This is a genomic window from Streptomyces sp. NPDC036815, from assembly GCF_055609205.1.
Genome location: NZ_JBVJPW010000001.1, coordinates 1 through 16,997, shown reverse-complemented (window position 1 = coordinate 16,997; position 16,997 = coordinate 1). Strand labels below are relative to the sequence as shown.

20 protein-coding genes are annotated in these 16,997 nt (G+C 70.2%); 8 read left to right on the top strand and 12 right to left on the bottom strand.

From position 1 onward, the window contains the following. Nucleotides 1–3 precede the first annotated feature (3 nt). Nucleotides 4–456 (bottom strand): MarR family winged helix-turn-helix transcriptional regulator, encoded by a 453-nt coding sequence (locus tag ACZ69I_RS00100; protein WP_470829754.1) that lies wholly within the window; start codon nucleotides 454–456, stop codon nucleotides 4–6. A 36-nt stretch (nucleotides 457–492) separates the two neighbouring features. Between ACZ69I_RS00100 and ACZ69I_RS00095 the strand changes: the two genes are divergently transcribed. After that, on the top strand, nucleotides 493–1,056 hold the full coding sequence (locus ACZ69I_RS00095; protein WP_470829752.1) for a quercetin 2,3-dioxygenase: 564 nt from the start codon (nucleotides 493–495) through the stop codon (nucleotides 1,054–1,056). Here ACZ69I_RS00095 and nthA read toward each other — a convergent pair. From nthA to hppD, 4 genes are all read right to left on the bottom strand, one after another. Then, nucleotides 1,053–1,640, bottom strand: a complete 588-nt coding sequence (nthA, locus tag ACZ69I_RS00090) for a nitrile hydratase subunit alpha (protein WP_470829750.1) — start codon at nucleotides 1,638–1,640, stop codon at nucleotides 1,053–1,055. The genes ACZ69I_RS00095 and nthA overlap by 4 nt on opposite strands. Then, a complete protein-coding gene (locus ACZ69I_RS00085) occupies nucleotides 1,637–1,921 on the bottom strand; it encodes an SH3-like domain-containing protein (protein WP_467669948.1) in 285 nt (94 codons plus the stop codon). Before ACZ69I_RS00085 ends, nthA begins: the two co-directional genes overlap by 4 nt. Next, nucleotides 1,914–2,210 carry a hypothetical protein gene (locus ACZ69I_RS00080; RefSeq protein WP_470829749.1) on the bottom strand — a complete coding sequence of 99 codons (297 nt, stop codon included), beginning with the start codon at nucleotides 2,208–2,210 and terminating at the stop codon, nucleotides 1,914–1,916. Before ACZ69I_RS00080 ends, ACZ69I_RS00085 begins: the two co-directional genes overlap by 8 nt. A 146-nt stretch (nucleotides 2,211–2,356) precedes the next feature. Further along, nucleotides 2,357–3,505 (bottom strand): 4-hydroxyphenylpyruvate dioxygenase, encoded by a 1,149-nt coding sequence (gene hppD / locus ACZ69I_RS00075; protein WP_467669952.1) that lies wholly within the window; start codon nucleotides 3,503–3,505, stop codon nucleotides 2,357–2,359. Nucleotides 3,506–3,626: 121 nt separating this feature from the next. On the opposite strand from hppD, the gene ACZ69I_RS00070 reads away from it, so the two are divergent. The 6 genes from ACZ69I_RS00070 (at nucleotide 3,627) to ACZ69I_RS00045 (ending at nucleotide 8,612) form a co-directional block, all read left to right on the top strand. Continuing rightward, nucleotides 3,627–4,097 (top strand): Lrp/AsnC family transcriptional regulator, encoded by a 471-nt coding sequence (locus ACZ69I_RS00070; RefSeq protein ID WP_361723912.1) that lies wholly within the window; start codon nucleotides 3,627–3,629, stop codon nucleotides 4,095–4,097. An 80-nt stretch (nucleotides 4,098–4,177) separates the two neighbouring features. Further along, complete coding sequence (locus ACZ69I_RS00065) at nucleotides 4,178–4,825, top strand: ABC transporter permease (RefSeq protein WP_467670830.1); 648 nt, start codon at nucleotides 4,178–4,180, stop codon at nucleotides 4,823–4,825. After that, the gene (locus tag ACZ69I_RS00060) at nucleotides 4,818–6,074 is read left to right on the top strand and encodes a betaine/proline/choline family ABC transporter ATP-binding protein (RefSeq protein WP_470829747.1); all 1,257 of its coding nucleotides are present in this window, start codon (nucleotides 4,818–4,820) and stop codon (nucleotides 6,072–6,074) included. Before ACZ69I_RS00065 ends, ACZ69I_RS00060 begins: the two co-directional genes overlap by 8 nt. Nucleotides 6,075–6,100: 26 nt before the next feature. Next, nucleotides 6,101–6,973 (top strand): ABC transporter permease, encoded by an 873-nt coding sequence (locus ACZ69I_RS00055; RefSeq protein ID WP_470830621.1) that lies wholly within the window; start codon nucleotides 6,101–6,103, stop codon nucleotides 6,971–6,973. Next, entirely contained in the window at nucleotides 6,970–7,935 is a 966-nt protein-coding gene (locus ACZ69I_RS00050; RefSeq protein WP_470829746.1) for a glycine betaine ABC transporter substrate-binding protein, read from the top strand. Before ACZ69I_RS00055 ends, ACZ69I_RS00050 begins: the two co-directional genes overlap by 4 nt. A gap of 86 nt (nucleotides 7,936–8,021) precedes the next feature. After that, on the top strand, nucleotides 8,022–8,612 hold the full coding sequence (locus tag ACZ69I_RS00045) for an ArsR/SmtB family transcription factor (protein WP_470829744.1): 591 nt from the start codon (nucleotides 8,022–8,024) through the stop codon (nucleotides 8,610–8,612). 148 nt (nucleotides 8,613–8,760) lie between these two features. On the opposite strand, the gene ACZ69I_RS00040 is transcribed toward ACZ69I_RS00045, so the two are convergent. The 7 genes from ACZ69I_RS00040 to ACZ69I_RS00010 form a co-directional block, all read right to left on the bottom strand. Beyond that, nucleotides 8,761–9,567, bottom strand: coding sequence for a S16 family serine protease (locus tag ACZ69I_RS00040; RefSeq protein ID WP_470829742.1), 807 nt, complete (start codon nucleotides 9,565–9,567; stop codon nucleotides 8,761–8,763). A 111-nt stretch (nucleotides 9,568–9,678) separates the two neighbouring features. After that, entirely contained in the window at nucleotides 9,679–10,320 is a 642-nt protein-coding gene (locus ACZ69I_RS00035) for an IclR family transcriptional regulator (RefSeq protein ID WP_467669963.1), read from the bottom strand. Nucleotides 10,321–10,658: 338 nt separating this feature from the next. Next, nucleotides 10,659–12,458 (bottom strand): DEAD/DEAH box helicase, encoded by a 1,800-nt coding sequence (locus ACZ69I_RS00030; RefSeq protein ID WP_467669965.1) that lies wholly within the window; start codon nucleotides 12,456–12,458, stop codon nucleotides 10,659–10,661. Nucleotides 12,459–12,649: 191 nt separating this feature from the next. Then, nucleotides 12,650–14,143, bottom strand: coding sequence for an MFS transporter (locus ACZ69I_RS00025; protein WP_467669967.1), 1,494 nt, complete (start codon nucleotides 14,141–14,143; stop codon nucleotides 12,650–12,652). A 71-nt stretch (nucleotides 14,144–14,214) separates the two neighbouring features. Beyond that, complete coding sequence (locus ACZ69I_RS00020) at nucleotides 14,215–14,673, bottom strand: nitroreductase family deazaflavin-dependent oxidoreductase (protein ID WP_470829740.1); 459 nt, start codon at nucleotides 14,671–14,673, stop codon at nucleotides 14,215–14,217. 27 nt (nucleotides 14,674–14,700) lie between these two features. After that, nucleotides 14,701–14,949: a DUF397 domain-containing protein gene (locus ACZ69I_RS00015; protein ID WP_470829739.1), complete on the bottom strand. Its 249-nt coding sequence runs from the start codon at nucleotides 14,947–14,949 to the stop codon at nucleotides 14,701–14,703. Then, complete coding sequence (locus ACZ69I_RS00010) at nucleotides 14,946–15,797, bottom strand: helix-turn-helix domain-containing protein (RefSeq protein WP_467669973.1); 852 nt, start codon at nucleotides 15,795–15,797, stop codon at nucleotides 14,946–14,948. Before ACZ69I_RS00010 ends, ACZ69I_RS00015 begins: the two co-directional genes overlap by 4 nt. 157 nt (nucleotides 15,798–15,954) lie before the next feature. Between ACZ69I_RS00010 and ACZ69I_RS00005 the strand changes: the two genes are divergently transcribed. Then, on the top strand, nucleotides 15,955–16,404 hold the full coding sequence (locus ACZ69I_RS00005; RefSeq protein ID WP_470829737.1) for an ATP-binding protein: 450 nt from the start codon (nucleotides 15,955–15,957) through the stop codon (nucleotides 16,402–16,404). The last annotated feature ends 593 nt before the right edge of the window (nucleotides 16,405–16,997 follow it).

Sequence of the window (16,997 nt, the reverse complement as noted above, 5' to 3'; positions counted from 1 at the left end):
GTCTCAATGAGGGCGCTTCGGCTCGGGGGGTGGGCCCCATGGGGCTTCCAGGGCTGTGCGCAGGGCGTGGAGGAGGGGCGTGCCGATGCGGTCGGCCAGGGTTTCTTCCATTCGGGTCAGGACTGCCGTGGCCTCGCGATGGGCTCGTTCGCCGTCCGCCGTGCGGCGGATCAGGCGCTGTCGGGCGGAGGCGGGGTCGGGGACCTGCTCCAGGAGCCCGGCGCCGACGAGGCCGTGCACGGCCTGGTGGGCGGTCTGGCGGGTGACGCCCATGCGGCGGGCCAGTTCGGAGACGGTGGTGCCCTCGTCGTCGAGGACGGCGAAGAGCTGGACCTGCGTCGGGGAGACGGGGGTGGCGCCCGCGGCCTCCATGGCGGCGAGGAGCCCCTCCTCGAACCAGCGGCGGGCTTCGCCGAGGAGTTGCGGGAGGTTGCGGCGGGCGGGCTTGTCGGTCATTAATGTCAGGGTACCTGACATTAATGGAGGAGCCCCATGACCATCGAGTACGCCACCCGCTACCGCCGCGCCTCCCGCATCCCCCCGGAGCCGGGCAAGCCCTACTTCATCGAGAAGGGCGAGGGCGACCGCGCCCACCTCTTCGGCGACCTCATCACCGTCTACGCGGGCGGCGAGCAGACCGAGAACACCTTCAACTTCTTCACCGTCGAGGGCCCCAAGGGCGACCTCATACCGGCCCACGTGCACGCCGACACCCACGAGGTCTTCTACGTCACCCAGGGCGCGGTCCGGCTCTTCGTCGAGGACACCGAAGGCGTACAGCAGGAGAAGCTGCTCACCCCCGGCGACTTCGGCTTCGTGCCCAGGAACTGCCGGCACGCCTACCGCATGGAGCGCCACCACAGCCAGGTCGTCGGCGTCGCCGCGGGGCCCGGCGCCACCTTCGAGCGGTTCTTCGAGACGCTCGGCGCGCCCACCGAGCAGCACGGCCTGCCGCACCGGCCGCTGATCCCCGAACCCCGGAAGTTCGCGAGCGTCCCCGAACAGTACGACGTGACCTTCCTGCCCGACCACGAGTGGCGCACGCAGGCGCCCTAGACGGCGGCCGTCCCGATCAGACCGTTCCGTGTGACCCGGGCCGCCAGCTGCTCCTCGGTCAGCGCCGCGCTGCCCGCGGGGCGGCGCGGCAGGACCAGATAGCGGGTCTCCGCGCTGGAGTCCCAGACGGTGATGGCCGTGCCGTCCGGTACGCGCAGGCCGAACTCGGCGAGTACGGCGCGGGGTTCGCGCACCACGCGCGAGCGGTAGGCCTCGCTCTTGTACCAGCTGGGCGAGGGGCCGAGCAGCCGGACCGGGTAGCAGGAGCAGAGGGTGCACACGACGACGTTGTGCGTGTCCCCCGTGTTCTCGACGACGCGCAGCCGCTGAGGCTGAACTCCCCCGGCGGAGTAGCCGAGTTCGGCGACGGCGGCGGTGCCGTCGGCGAGCAGCCGCTCCTTGTACGCCGGGTCGGCCCAGGCCCGCGCGACGACCCGGGCCCCGTTCAGCGGGGTCGCGCCGCTGAGGAACGCGTCCAGCGTCTCGTCGAGCGCGGCGCCGACGACGATGCCGCGCTCCTCCAACAGGGTTTCCAGGCGCCGCACTTGGCGGGAGATCCGCGCGTCCGTATGCGTACCGCTCATGGGGTGTCGTCCTCCGGCTCCAGATAGCTTTCCCACAGGTCGAGCACGACGTCGTGGTCGCCCTCGCCCCACAGGTCCCGGGCGGCGAAGCGCACGGCGTAGACCTGCTCGACGGGTGCGTCGGCCCGCCCCTGCGCGCGCACGTCGGCCAGCGGGTGGGCGCCCTCGGGCTCGACGACCACGCCGTGTTTACCGCGGGCATAGCGCGGCAGACGGGTGTGGTGGGGCGGGTCGTGGGCCACGGTGCGGACGCGGGCGCCGGGCCCGAACCGGTCACTCATCGGGCTCACCGGAGTCGAGGGCGCCGGGTTCGAGCACGCCCTTGCGTTCCAACAGCGTACGGATGGCGTGGAACCAGCGCTCGTAGTACGAGGCGGCGAGGTACTCGGCGGGCGGCATCGTCTCGATCGCGTCCCGGAACTCGTCCAGGTTGTAGACGCCCGCGCGCACCAGCGCGCTGTTGAGCGCGAAGACGCGCGCTTCCCAGTCGGCGTGGAAGGGCTCGGTGTCGTCCCGGGTGTCGAGCGCCCCGAACCCCTGCATCCCACCGACGTCATTGATCCTGGCCATGCCCGCACACTAGCCCGCGCGGAACGCGAAATCGCCGGACAGACAGAGCCTGTCCGGCGATTGAGGACGAGCTGGGCGCGGCCCGCGATCAACCCCGCCTCAAGATCGCCCCCCTTACGGATTGCCCCCCTTACGGATTGCCCCGCTTACAGATTGCCCCGCTTCTCCTGCTCCCGCTCGATCGCCTCGAACAGCGCCTTGAAGTTGCCCTTGCCGAAGCCCATCGACCCGTGCCGCTCGATCATCTCGAAGAACACGGTCGGCCGGTCCTGCACCGGCTTGGTGAAGATCTGCAGCAGGTAGCCGTCCTCGTCGCGGTCGACGAGGATCTTCAGCTCGCGCAGGGTGTCGACGGGGACGCGGGTCTCACCGGCCCACTCGCCGAGCGTGTCGTAGTACGAGTCGGGGGTGTCCAGGAACTGGACGCCCGCCGCGCGCATCGTGCGCACGGTCGCGACGATGTCGTTCGTGGCGAGCGCGATGTGCTGGACGCCCGCGCCGCCGTAGAACTCCAGGTACTCGTCGATCTGCGACTTCTTCTTGGCGATCGCCGGCTCGTTGATGGGGAACTTCACCTTGAGGGTGCCGTCCGCGACCACCTTCGACATCAGCGCGCTGTACTCGGTCGCGATGTCGTCGCCCACGAACTCCTTCATGTTCGTGAAGCCCATGACCTTGTTGTAGAAGCCGACCCACTCGTTCATCTTGCCGAGCTCGACGTTGCCCACGCAGTGGTCGATGGCCTGGAAGGTGCGCTTGGCCGGCGGCTCGACGATCGGGTTCGCGGCCACGAAACCGGGCAGGTACGGCCCGTCGTAGTCGGTGCGCTGCACCAGCGTGTGGCGGGTCTTGCCGTACGTGGCGATGGCGGCGAGCACCACCGTGCCGTTCTCGTCCTTGACCTCGTACGGCTCCGTGATCCCACGGGCCCCGTGCTCGACGGCGTAGGCGTACGCGGCCCGCGCGTCCGGAACCTCGATGGCGAGGTCGACGACGCCGTCGCCGTGCTCGGCCACATGGGAGGTGAGGAAGTGTCCCCAGTCCGTGGAGGGCTTGATGACGGAGGTGAAGACGAAGCGCGCACCGCCGTTCGTGAGCACGTAACTCGCGGTCTCGCGGCTGCCGTTCTCCGGTCCGGAGTAGGCGACCAGCTTCATGCCGAAGGCGGTGGAGTAGTAGTGCGCTGCCTGCTTGGCGTTGCCCACGGCGAAGACGACCGCGTCCATTCCCTTGACCGGGAAGGGGTCGGCCTCGCGCGCGGTGTCGGGGGTGGTGTGGGTGGTGGTCTCAGTCATGACCCGAGGCTCCCGCCGAACCACAAGATGCGCAATAGTTCGCGTTTTCAGTGGTCAATCTGCACAGTCACTGGCCAGTATGAACGGGCTATCTGTACATCATGACCATCATGGAGGCGTCATGTCGATCGATCATCTGGACGGCCGCCTCATCGTGCTCCTGGCGCGCGAGCCCCGTATCGGGGTCCTGGAGGCCTCGCGCAGGCTCGGCGTGGCGCGCGGCACGGTGCAGGCGCGGATGGACCGGCTTCAGTCCAATGGAGTCATCCGCGGATTCGGCCCCGAGGTCGATCCCGCGGCCCTCGGCTACCCCGTCACGGCCTTCGCGACCCTGGAGATCAAACAGGGCCAGGGGGCCGACGTACGGGCGCACTTGGCGACCGTCGCCGAGGTGCTCGAACTACATACGATTACCGGCCACGGCGATATGCTCTGCCGCCTCGTGGCCCGGTCCAACGCGGATCTCCAACGTGTGATCGACCGGGTCGTCGGCTTTGATGGCATCGTCCGGGCTTCCACGGCGATCGTCATGGAAAACCCCGTTCCGCTGCGGATCATCCCGCTGGTGGAGCAGGCGTCCGAAGACCCCTGAGTCACCGACCCGAGTCACCGACCTTGTGAGTACCTTCGGAAACTTGTGAGTACCTTCGGAAAGGCGAGGTGAGCACTTCAGTGAATTTCTGGGACTACCTCGGCAACCGCCACCAGCAACTGCTGACGGACGCGTTCCAGCACGCGAGCGCCGTCTTCCAGTGCATGGTCGTCGCCACCCTCATCGGCGTACTGATCGGCGTCCTCACGTATCGCAGCGAATGGGCGGGCAATCTCGCCACGACCGTCACCTCCACCATCCTCACCGTGCCGTCCCTGGCCATGATCGGTCTGCTGATCCCGGTCGTCGGCCTCGGCGTCGCCCCGACCGTCGTCGCGCTGACCCTCTACGGGCTGCTCCCCATCGTGCGCAACGCCATCGTCGGCCTGCGCGGCGTCGACCCCTCCCTCGTCGACGCGGCGAAGGGCATCGGGATGTCCCGGCTCGCCCGGCTCTTCCGGGTGGAGCTGCCCATCGCCTGGCCGCCGATCCTGACCGGCATCCGCGTCTCCACACAGATGCTGATGGGCATCGCCGCCATCGCCGCGTACGCGTCCGGTCCAGGGCTCGGCAACGAGATCTTCCGCGGGATCGGCTCGCTCGGCTCCAAGAACGCGCTCAACCAGGTGCTCGCGGGCACGCTCGGGATCATCGTCCTGGCACTGCTCTTCGACGCCGCGTACGTCCTGATCGGCCGACTGACCATTTCGAGGGGGATCCGTGTCTGACGCGTCCGGGACCGGCGGGGGTGCCACCTCCGGGGCCACCATCGAGCTGGAGAACCTCACCAAGCGCTACGCGGGCAGCAGCGACCCCGCCGTGGACAGCGTCACCATGGAGATCAAGGCGGGCGAGATCGTCATCTTCGTGGGGCCCTCCGGCTGCGGCAAGTCGACCACCCTGAAGATGATCAACCGGCTCATCGAGCCGACCAGCGGCCGCATCCGCATCGACGGCGAGGACGTCACCGACATCGACCCGGTGAAGCTGCGCCGCAAGGTCGGCTACGCGATCCAGTCCTCCGGGCTCTTCCCGCACATGACCGTCGCCCAGAACATCGCCCTGGTGCCGAAGATGGTCGGCTGGGGGAAGTCGAGGATCAAGTCGCGGGTCGAGGAGATGCTCGACCTCGTCGGGCTCGACCCGGCCGAGTTCCACCACCGCTACCCGCGCCAGCTCTCCGGCGGCCAGCAGCAACGCGTGGGCGTGGCAAGGGCGTTGGCGGCCGACCCGCCCGTACTGCTCATGGACGAGCCGTTCGGCGCGGTCGACCCGATCACCCGCGACCACCTCCAGGACGAGCTGATCCGGCTCCAGCACGAGCTGCACAAGACCATCGTCTTCGTCACGCACGACTTCGACGAGGCCATCAAGCTCGGCGACCGCATCGCCGTCCTGCGGGAGCGCTCGCACATCGCGCAGTTCGACACCCCCGAGGCCATCCTCACCAACCCCGCCGACGACTTCGTCTCCGGCTTCGTCGGCGCGGGCGCGGCCCTCAAGCGCCTCAACCTCACCCGGGTACGGGACGTGGAGATCGCCGACATCCCGACGGTGACCGTCGACGACCCGCTGCAGGACATCTTCGACAAGCTCCGCGGCAGCGGCACCAACGAACTGCTCCTGCTCGACAAGCGCCGCCGCCCCTACAAGTGGCTGCGGCGCGGCGACCTGATGCGCGCCAAGGGCTCGCTGGCCCGCGCGGGCACCCTCGTCCACGACACCGTGACCCGCGACGCCACCCTGCGCGACGCGCTCGAAGCCGTCCTCACCGACAACGCGGGCCGGGTCGCGGTCACCGGGCGGCGCGGCGAGTACACGGGCGTCGTCGACATGGAGACGCTGATGAACTCCGTCCACGAGATGCTGGAGGCCGACCGCCTGGAAGCCGTGGAGCACCAGCACGAACTGGAGGAGCAGCGGTCCCGGCTGACCCACTTCGAGCAGGAGGGCCACGGCGGGGAGGCGCAGGCGTGAGCGGCACCGCCGGGGGCACGCCCCGGATCCCGGACCGCAAGCCGTCCCCCGAGGAGGAGCGGCGCCCCGAGGGCGAGCACGAGGTCAAGGGCCTCGCCTTCCGCGACGAGGGAGAGGCAGAGCTCGAAGCGCCGCCCACGGCGCTCGCCCCCAGGCAGCCGCGCAAGGTCACCTGGCAGAAGCTGACCTTCCTGCCCGCCGTCCTCGCGGTGGTGCTGCTCGCCACCTGGTGGTGGTTCGAGCAGGCCGACCTCGACTCGATCTCCGAGAACGCGCTGGCGAACGGGAACGTCTGGCTCAGGCTGCGCCAGCACATCGAGCTCACGGCGATCTCGACCTTCTTCGTCCTCATCATCGCCATCCCGCTCGGCATCCTGCTGACCCGCAAGAAGCTGCGCAAAGGCGCCCCGGTCGCGATGGCCCTGGCCAACATCGGCCAGGCGACCCCCGCCATCGGCCTCCTCGCGCTCCTGGTGATCTGGCTCGGCATCGGCGAGAAGGCCGCCCTGATCGGCATCATCATCTACGCCGTCCTGCCCGTCCTCTCCAACACCATCGCGGGCCTGAAGGCGAACGACCCGACCCTCCTCGAAGCGGCCCGCGGCATCGGCATGTCGTCGCTCGGCGTCCTCGGCACGGTCGAACTCCCCCTCGCCGTACCGCTGATCCTCGCGGGCGTGCGCACGGCGCTCGTCCTCAACGTCGGCACGGCGACCCTCGCCACGTTCGGCGGGGGCGGCGGTCTCGGCGACCTGATCACCACGGGCATGACCAACCAGCGCATGCCGGTCCTCATGCTCGGCTCGATCCTGACGATCGCGCTCGCCCTGCTCGTCGACTGGCTGGCCTCGCTGGCCGAACTGCTCCTGCGTCCGCGCGGGTTGGAGGTGGGCTCATGAGGACGGCACGGAAGGCCCTCGCCCTCGCCCTGGGCGGCGCGCTGCTCGCGTCGTGCGGGCTCACCAGCGGCAGCCCGATGGTCGACGACGTCAAGCCCGGTTCCATCGGTCAGGGCCTGCCCCTGAAGGGCGCCGATCTCACCGTCACCTCCAAGGAGTTCACCGAGCAGCTGATCCTCGGCGCGATCATGGGCATCGCGTTCGAGGCGGCCGGCGCGGACGTGCTCGACCGCACCGGCATCCAGGGGTCGATCGGCGCCCGCGAGGCCATCAAGGGCGGTGACGCGGACGCCATGTACGAGTACACGGGCACCGCCTGGATCACGTACCAGGGCAACACCAAGCCGATCACCGACCCGCAGAAGCAGTGGCAGGCGGTGCGGGACGCGGACCGCGAGAACGGTGTCACCTGGCTGACGCCGGCCGCGCTCAACAACACGTACGCGCTGGCCATGAACGAGAAGAACGCGGCGAAGTACCGGACCAGGACGCTCTCCGAGGTGGCCGCCCTCTCCAAGTCCGACCCGAAGGCCGTCTCACTGTGCGTGGAGAGCGAGTTCGCCTCCCGGGAGGACGGCCTGCCGGGCATGCAGAAGGCGTACGGCATGAAGGTGCCCTCGTCCAGCATCACCAAGATGGACACCGGGATCATCTACACGCAGGCGTCCAAGGGCTCGTGCACGTACGGCGAGGTCTTCACGACCGACGGCCGCATCAAGGCGATGAACCTGACGACGATGGACGACGACCGGCACTTCTTCCCCAACTACAACGCGGCGCCGGAGATCAACAGCAAGTCCCTGGAGAAGCACCCGGAGATGGCGGAGATCCTGGACCCCATCACGAAGAAGCTGAACAACAAGGTGGCGCGGGACCTCAACTCCAAGGTGGACGTGGAGGGCCAGGACCCGCACGAGGTCGCGAAGGACTGGCTGATCGAGGAGGGCTTCGTCAAGGAGTAGACGCGAGCGCCTTTTCGGCGAGATCCAAAGACTTCGTTGCAAAGAAACCGTTGCAACGGAGTCTTTGCGTCTCTACGGTAGGGGGCATGACGGAACAGCCGAAGCCCCACAAAGTCCGCGAGCTCGACCCACGCACCCTGCGCGGGCTCGCGCACCCGTTGCGGATGCGGTTGCTCACCTCACTGAGCCGCGAGGGACCGGCGACCGCCTCCCAACTCGCCGCCCGCCTGGGCGAGTCGAGCGGAGCGACCAGCTACCACCTGCGCCAGCTCGCGGAGTACGGGTTCGTGGAGGACGACCCCGGGCGCGGCAAGGGGCGGGAGCGCTGGTGGCGCCCCGCCCAGCAGGGCATCCACACCGACGCGGACCTCATGAACGACCGGACTCCGGAGGTGCGCGGGGCGCTGAGCATCCTCCTGCACGAGTACGCGACGCTGCGCGCGCAGGAGGTGTCCACCTGGATCGCCACGCGGCACGAGTGGTCACAAGGGTGGGTGGAGGCCTCGGACCTGAGCGACTTCAGCCTGGACCTGACCCCCGACCAGGCCTTGGAGCTGCGCGGCAAGGTACACGAACTCGTGGAGTCCTACCGCCTGTCGGCACCACGGGAAGGAACCCCGGACGCGATGAAGGTCCGCGTCCACGCCGCCCTCTTCCCGACCCGTCCGACCGATTAGGAGAGCCCGGCCATGCACCCCGACATCCACCTGATCCTGCACAACGCCCGCGCGGCGGAGTTACGCCGAGCCGCCCCCGCCCGAGGCCCCCGGCCACGACTCCGTACGCAACTGGGCTGGGTCCTCGTCGAGTTGGGCCTCCGGCTCGTCAGCAGCTCGGGACCTTCCCGCCCTTCTCCAGGGCCCGCAGCGAGTCGACCGTGCCCTTCAGTGTCGTGATCGGCACCAGGCGCAGGCCCTTCGGCAGCTCCGCCCGAGCGTCCGAGCACTCGTCCTCGGGAACCAGGAAGACGGTCGCGCCGTCGCGCCGCGCGGCCTGCGTCTTCAGGGCCACGCCGCCGACCGGGCCGACCGTCCCGTCGGCCTCGATCGTGCCGGTGCCCGCGATCTTGCGGCCGCCCGTGAGGTCGCCGCCGCTGCCGTCGCCGTCCAGCTTGTCGATGATGCCCAGCGAGAGGAACAGCCCCGCGCTGGGCCCGCCGATCTTGCCGAGGTCGGCCTTGACCTTCACCTTGTCGGTGTCGTCGACGCCGTTCGCCTTCAGGTACCGCAGCGCCGCCTCCGTGGCCGCGTCCTGCGACTTCTTCATGTCGCCGAGGTTGTGCTTCTCGACTTCCTTCACGTCGTCGCCGACGGGGTACACGGAGTCCTTGGGCATCACCGCACGGTCCGTACGGAACCACCCGTCGATGACGTCGCCCAGGTAGTTGTCCATCTGGGGCCCCGTCGCCACGATCGTCGTCATGCGCAGTTCGCCGCTCGTCCTGCGCGTGGGAACGCCGGAGACCGTGAGGACCGGCTTCCCCTCGTGCTCCCCGAGCACGTTCGCCGTACCGCCGGGCTGGGCCACGGCGAACGGCAGCGGCGCGAACGCGGTGACGGCGAGCAGGGCCGCGACCGGGAGGGCGCAGAAGGCGAGGGCCTGGGGGCGCGTAAACCGAGAGAACGAGAACACGGGATCAATCTAACGTGACGGTGCCCGGCGCCTCGGCCCGCGCCCGTCGCCGGCTGCGCCGGGCTCGTCCCCAATCGCCGGACGGGCTCGATTTCGCTCGATTTCCCGGCCTCAGCGCAACGCGTCCGCGACTTCCCGTGCCGCATCAACCACCCTCGGCCCCACCCTCTCCGGTACCGAGTCCGCCAGCATCACCACGCCCACGCTGCCCTCCAGGCCGGTCACCCCGACCAGCGGGGCCGCCGCGCCGCTCGCGCCGGCCTCCAGCTCGCCGTGGGTGAGCGCGTAGCCGGGGTCGGTGATCAGGGTCTGGCGGGCGGCGAGTATCGCGCGCCCCGCGGCCCCGCGGTCCAGCGGGTGGCGGAAGCCGGTGCGGTAGGCGACGTGGTAGTCCGTCCACGTCGGCTCGACGACCGCGACCGCGAGGGCCTCCGTGCCGTCGACGAGCGTGAGGTGGGCCGTCGCCCCGATGTCCTCGGCGAGTGAGCGCAGCGCGGGCAGCGCGGCCTCGCGCACCAGCGGATGCACCTGGCGGCCGAGCCTGAGCACGCCGAGGCCGACGCGGGCACGGCCGCCCAGGTCCCGTCGTACGAGGGCGTGCTGTTCGAGCGTGGCGAGCAGGCGGTAGACCACGGTGCGGTTCACGCCGAGCTTGGTGGACAGCTCGGTGACGGTGAGTCCGTGGTCGGTGTCGGCCAGCAGCTTGAGGACGCGCAGTCCTCGGTCGAGCGTCTGGGAAGTCTCCGCGGTCACGACGCCCACTCCTTAGGTGAGGGTCGGCGGCCCCCCTACGCGGCGGTTGCGTCGCCGGTCCCGTGGGCGACGCGCGTCAGAGGCCGCCGGTCGGAACACCGGCTGCGCTCCGCGGCGGCGCTGCCACGGGGCGTGTGCTTTGCGGGGACATTAGCGAGGCCGTCCCGCTCAGCGGAAGACTTCGTCCAGAATCCGGGCACCGAGGCGCCCCTAGCGCCCCCCATTGCCCCGTTACGCGGCGGCGGTCCGGCGGGGCGTGCGCACCACCTCCGCACACGACCTCCCCACTCGGAACCTCCGGCTCCTTACTCGAACGTCACTTCATGAACGGCCGGGCGTCACTTCATGCGGGTGGCCCACTCCTGGACCTTCTCGATGCGCTGGCGCAGCTGTCCGGCGGTGGCCTCCGCGCTCGGCGGCCCGCCGCACGTGCGCCGCAGCTCGGTGTGGATCACGCCGTGCGGCTTCCCGCTCTGGTGGACGTACGCGCCGACCATCGTGTTGAGCTGTTTCCGCAGCCCGAGGAGCTCCTTGTGGGACACGACGGGCCGTCGCTCGGCGGGCAGCTCGAGGAGGTCCGCCTCGTCGTCCGGCTTCTTCTTGCTGTGGGCGATCTGCCGGGCCTGGCGCTTCTGGAGCAGCATCTGCACCTGGTCGGGTTCGAGGAGCCCGGGGATGCCGAGGTAGTCCTGCTCCTCCTCGCTCCCGGGGTGCGCCTGCATGCCGAACTCGGCGCCGTCGAACAGCACCCGGTCGAAGACGGCCTCGGACTCCAGGGCCTCGAAGGAGAACTGCTCCTGCTCGCCGGTGTCCTCGTCCTGCTCCTTGTTCGCCTCGTCCATCTCCGCCTCGGACTCGGCGTAGGGGTCCTCCTCGCCCTCCTTCTTCGGCTTGTCGAGGACGTGGTCGCGCTCGACCTCCATCTCGTTGGCGAAGGTGAGGAGGTCGGGGACGGTCGGCAGGAAGACGGACGCGGTCTCGCCGCGCCGCCTGGAGCGTACGAAGCGGCCGACGGCCTGCGCGAAGAAGAGCGGCGTGGAGATCGTGGTCGCGTACACGCCCACCGCGAGGCGCGGCACGTCGACGCCTTCGGACACCATGCGGACGGCGACCATCCACCGGTCGGTGCTCGCGGCGAAGTCGTCGATGCGCTGGGAGGCACCGGTGTCGTCGGAGAGGACGACGGTGGCCTTGCTCCCGGTGATCTCGCGGATCAGCTTGGCGTAGGCGCGCGCGGAGTCCTGGTCGGAGGCGATGACGAGGCCGCCCGCGTCGGGAATGGCCTTCCTGACCTCGCTGAGCCGCTTGTCGGCAGCCTTGAGCACGTTCGGCATCCACTCGCCGCGGGGGTCGAGCGCGGTGCGCCAGGCCTGCGAGACGGCGTCCTTGGTCATGGGCTCGCCGAGCCGCGCGGCGATCTCGTCGCCCGCCTTCGTGCGCCAGCGCATGTTGCCGGAGTAGGAGAGGAAGATGACGGGCCGCACGACGCCGTCGCCGAGCGCGCTGCCGTAGCCGTAGGTGTAGTCGGCGGAGGAGCGCCGGATGCCGTCGTTGCCCTCCTCGTACTGCACGAAGGGGATGGGGTTCGTGTCGGACCGGAACGGCGTACCGGTGAGCGCGAGCCGCCGCGTGGCGGGCTCGAAGGCCTCCAGGCACGCCTCGCCCCAGGACTTGCTGTCCCCCGCGTGGTGGATCTCGTCGAGGATGACGAGGGTCTTGCGCTGCTCGGAGCGGTTGCGGTGCAGCATCGGGCGTACGCCGACGCCCGCGTACGTCACGGCGACGCCGTGGTACTCCTTGCTGAGCGGTCCCGCGCTGTACTCGGGGTCCAGCTTGATGCCTATACGGGCGGCGGCCTCGGCCCACTGCTTCTTCAGGTGCTCGGTGGGCGCGACCACGGTGACCTGCTGGACGACGTGGTGGTGCAGCAGCCAGGACGCGAGCGTGAGCGCGAACGTCGTCTTGCCGGCGCCGGGGGTGGCGACGGCGAGGAAGTCTCGCGGCTGCTCCTGGATGTACCGGTCCATCGCACCCTGCTGCCAGGCACGCAGCTTGTTGGCGGTGCCCCATGGCGCACGCCCGGGGAAGGCGGGCGAGAGGTGGTGGGAGGAGTTGGCGGCGGCGCTGGTAGTAGTCACGGTCTCCGGGTTCGCAGGTCGGCGGCACGTATGACAACCGGGCCACCTTACCGGTGATGCGGTGACGTTCCACTGAGGGCGAGGCGGCGGCCGGGGTGGGTGCGACGGGTCTCACACGGGGTGCGCGGATCCCTCGTGGCCGAGGTGCCGGGCTCCCGCCCGGAGGCGGGGCCACGCGCCTGCGTCTCCGCTCAGCCCGAAGGGTCGGGGCGTACGTCCGTCAGCACGACCGCCGTCACCTCCGCCGCCTCCGGCACCCCCGGCTCGTCCATCACGGACACCTCCGGAACCGTTCCGCCCTGGAGCCGCGTCCCCACCCACGCCCCGGCGAGGGCGACCGCGGCCATCGGCAGGAACACCGCGACGAACGCCGCCGGATGCGCGCCCGCGGTCTCCCCCGCCCCGTGACCGGCGCCCACCGACCCCCCGCCGAGCGCGGCGAACGCGGCGCCGCCCGCGGCGAGCAGGACGACGTTCGAGAGCCCGTCGGAGATCTGCAGCGCGGCCGAGTTCGACCCCGCGTCGGCGGGCGGCGAGAGCCGCAGCAGCAGCACGCTGGTCGAGGCGATCACCATGCCCATCCCGAAGCACCCGAAGCCCCACGCGACACCCACCACCCAGACGGGCACGGCCTCGATCAGGACGCTCGGCACGGCGAGGATCGAGGCCGCGACCAGCACCATCCCGAGGGCCACGAGCCGCGACCGGTAGGGCTCCATGCGGGGCCGCGACTGGACGTACGACCCGAGCGCCCAGGTCGCCCCGCCCACCGCCAGCGAAAGACCGGCCATCGTGGGGCTCAGCCCGCGCTGCGTGACGAGCATCAGCGGCACGAAGGACTCGGCCGCGACGAACGAGCCCGCCGCGACGCCGCGCAGCAGCACCACGGACGGCAGCCCGCGCGCCGCCCGGTACGTCCCCTTGGGCAGCAGCCCCCGTACGGCGGGCACGAGGACGGCTCCGCCCACGGCAGCGGGCAGCAGCGAGAGCCAGCGCAGGTCCTGGCCCGCGTACTGGAGGAGGCCCGCCCCCAGCGAGATCCCCAGCGCGAGCCGGATGCGCCGCCGGTCGAACGCGGCGACCGGCGCGTCCGGGTCGACGGGCCCGGACGCCGTCCGCCGTATCGCGGGCAGCGCGAGGGCGAGCGGCACGGCCACGAGGGCCGGGATGCCGACGAACACCCAGCGCCAGCCGATGTGCTCGGTGACCGTCCCCGCGATCAGCGGCCCCACCACGGACGGCACGACCCAGCCCGCCGCGAACGCCGCCATGATCGACGGCCGCAGGTGCTCCGGGTAGGCCCGGCTGACGATCACGTACAGGCCGACGATGACCAGGCCGCCGCCGAGCCCCTGCACGGCCCGCCCCGCGATGAACAGCCACATCGACCCGGCGGTCCCGCTGAGCAGCAGCCCCGCCGCGAACAGCGAGATCCCGGTGGCGACCGGCCCCAACGGCCCCCGCCGGTCGGCCCACTGCCCGCTGAGCACCATGCCGAAGAGGCTGGTCGTGAAGTACCCCGAGAACGCGAAGGCGTACAGCGAGACGCCGTCCAGCTCCCGTGCGGCCACGGGCATCGCCGTCCCCACGGCGGTCGCCTCGAACGCGATCAGGAGCACGACGGAGACGATGCCGATGCTCAGGGCGCGGTAAGGCTTCCGCAGGACGCCGTCGGTGTCAGTCATGCCCGCCAGCGTAAGAGCCGTCGCCCTGCTTCACCCCTGTCCAAGGGCGGGGACGTGCTCGTTCCTTGGTCCTACGACGGGCCGGCCAGGCGCTCGGGTTCGAGTACGAAGACCGGGATCACGCGGTCCGTCTTCTCCTGGTACTCGGCGTACGGCGGATACGCGGCGACCGCGCGCCGCCACCACTGGGCCTTCTCGTCCCCGGTGATCTCACGGGCCACCATGCCCCGGCGTTCGGGGCCGTCCTGGAGATCCACCTTCGGGTCGGCCTTCAGGTTGAAGTACCAGAGCGGGTGGTGCGGGAAGCCGCCCTTCGAGGCCACCGCCGCGTACCGCCCCTCGTGCTCCACGCGCATCAGCGGAATCTTGCGGATCCTGCCGCTCTTCGCGCCGCGCATCGTGACGATGACGACCGGCAGTCCCGTGTCCCAGAGCGTGGCGCCCCGGGTGCCGCCCGAACTCTCGTACTGCTCGACCTGTTCGCGCACCCACTGCGCCGGACTCGGCTCGTACTCGCCCTCGAGAGGCATCGCGCCCACCCCCATGCCGTGTAGGGATTACGTGGGGCCAGTGCAGCACAAGCCGCGCGCGGAGGGGAGGCTCGTGGAGGCGTGCGTGAGGAAGGCGGACCAGGTGGAGGGGGTGAGGGTGAGGTGGGGGGCTCGGGGGGTTTTGGAGTCGCGGATGTGGACGGTGCGGGGGGTGGTGGCTATCTCGACGCAGTCGTTGCCGTCGCCGCTGCTGCTGTAACTGCTCTTGAACCACTCCAGCTCGACGCTGTCATCAGCTGAGGCCTTGCGGATCATGTCTCTCCCAGCACTTGCTCGATGAAGGCCAGCGACGCCCGTGGCGTGAGAGCCTGGGCCCGGATCATCCCATAGCGCAACTCAAGGATCCTGAGCTGCTTCGGCTCGGAGACCGGGCGCCCGCTGTACGCCCCTTCGGAACGCCCCACCGCTGTGCCGTCGGGGAACTTCAACACCTCGATCAGCCCACCAGTGCCGGGGTGTTCCTCGCAGTTGGTCGGCATCACTTGAATCGACACGTTCCGCAACTGCCCCACTTCGAGGAGGCGTTCGAGTTGTCGTCGCCAAACCATTGTGCCCCCGACGGGGCGCCGCAGCGTCACCTCCTCCTGCACGAAGCTCAGCGCCGGAACGGGGTCCCGCTGGAAGATCGCCCGCCTCCCCATCCGAGCAGCCACCATGCCGTCCATCTCGTCGACGGAATAGGCGGGCAACCACCCGGTGAACAGGGCCCGCATGTGCTCCTCCGTCTGCAACAACCCATGGATGTTGTGGTTGCTGTACAGGGAGACCTCAACGGCCCTCTCCTCCAACTTCGCCAGCTCTCGCACCTTCTTCGGGTACCGAGCCTCCCGCATCTCCTTCTTCAGCGCCGAGACCAGCCCACCCGCGCCCAGCGCCTCGTCGACCCTGTCCAGGTATTCGGGGCGAGGGATCCGCGCCCCGCGCTCGATCTTGCGGATCAGGTCCTCCCCGTACCCGATGGCCTCCGCGAACTCGGCGACCCGCAGGCCCGCCGTCTCCCGTCGCAGCTTCAAGTGCTGGCCGACCATCTCCACGACGGCACTGATCTCGTCCTCGGGATCGACGTCCCAACCGGGCTCGTCCACACCGTCACTACGCTCCACCGCGCCCACCTCCGCCGTCCCGTCCAAGCCCAACGCGCACACGTACCCGAACGGCACCCGAGACAGCCGGGACAGGCCGGGACAAGCACGGGACAGATCCGGTACGCACCGCGCACACCGCTGTCCAAGTTGGGCACGCACCGCGACGCTGAGTGACGTGAACCAAGAAACCACCCGGGCCCAAGCCCTCACCCCCACACGCCAGTTCACGATCCTGCTCTCGGCGACGCGGAGAGGCGCGCGACTGGCCCGGCTCCTGACGAGGGAGCAACTGCGCAGCTGGGAGCACGCGTTCGAGACGGCGGAGCAGATCGTCGCGGAGCTGGCGAACAACGCGGTGCTGCACGGCCGTGTGCCCGGCAGGAGCTTCCGTCTGGCCCTGACGCTCAGTGCAGCGAACACGCTCCGTATCGAGGTAACGGACGCGCGGGCCGACCGGAGCCCGCCGCTGCACCCCCGGTGCCCGGGGCCCGAGGCGGAGTCGGGCAGAGGGCTGCTCCTTGTCGAGGCGTTGGCGGCGCGGTGGGGGACGGACTTGGGGGCGTTGCCGCTCAGCCCCTGCAAGACGATCTGGGCGGAGGTCGATGTGCCGAGGCTGGTGTGCTGAGCGGTGGGGGTGACCTTTGGTGGGGCGGTGTCTTTGATGGTTGCCGGGGCCGCCCGGTTTTTTGCGGAGTGTGGCGGCTCCGGGCCGGCAGTAAAGGGCGCTCCTACGTCGCGTCGGCTCCGCCGATTCCGCTCCGCTCCACCCTTGACTCCCGCCCCTCCACCGCACGTTGACTATGACCCGGACGGCCAGGGGTGGGACCCACGGGATTGCCTACGGGGTCATCACCATTCATCGCCGGGTGCGGACCGGCCCATCGTGAGCGAGCGCCTCGGTGCGCGCTCGGCCAGCCGTCCGGCTTCGCCGCTCGGGTCATCGGCTCTCGCCGCCGGGTGCGGTCCGGCCCATCGTGAGCGCGGGCTACGGAAGGCGCTCGGCCCACTTCCCCGGCTTCGCCGCTCGGGCCATCCCCTCGCGTTGCCGGCTGCGGACCGGCCCATCGTGCCCGGACGCCACACGCAGGGGCGCCGCCCGACACGCGATTCACCTCTCCGGGGAACCTACTTTGGGAAAGTTGCGAATCGAGACGCCGCGCGCCCCCCTCGATCGCGAATGCGCCGTGCACCGCCGGAAAGAATTGGCTCCGGCCCGGC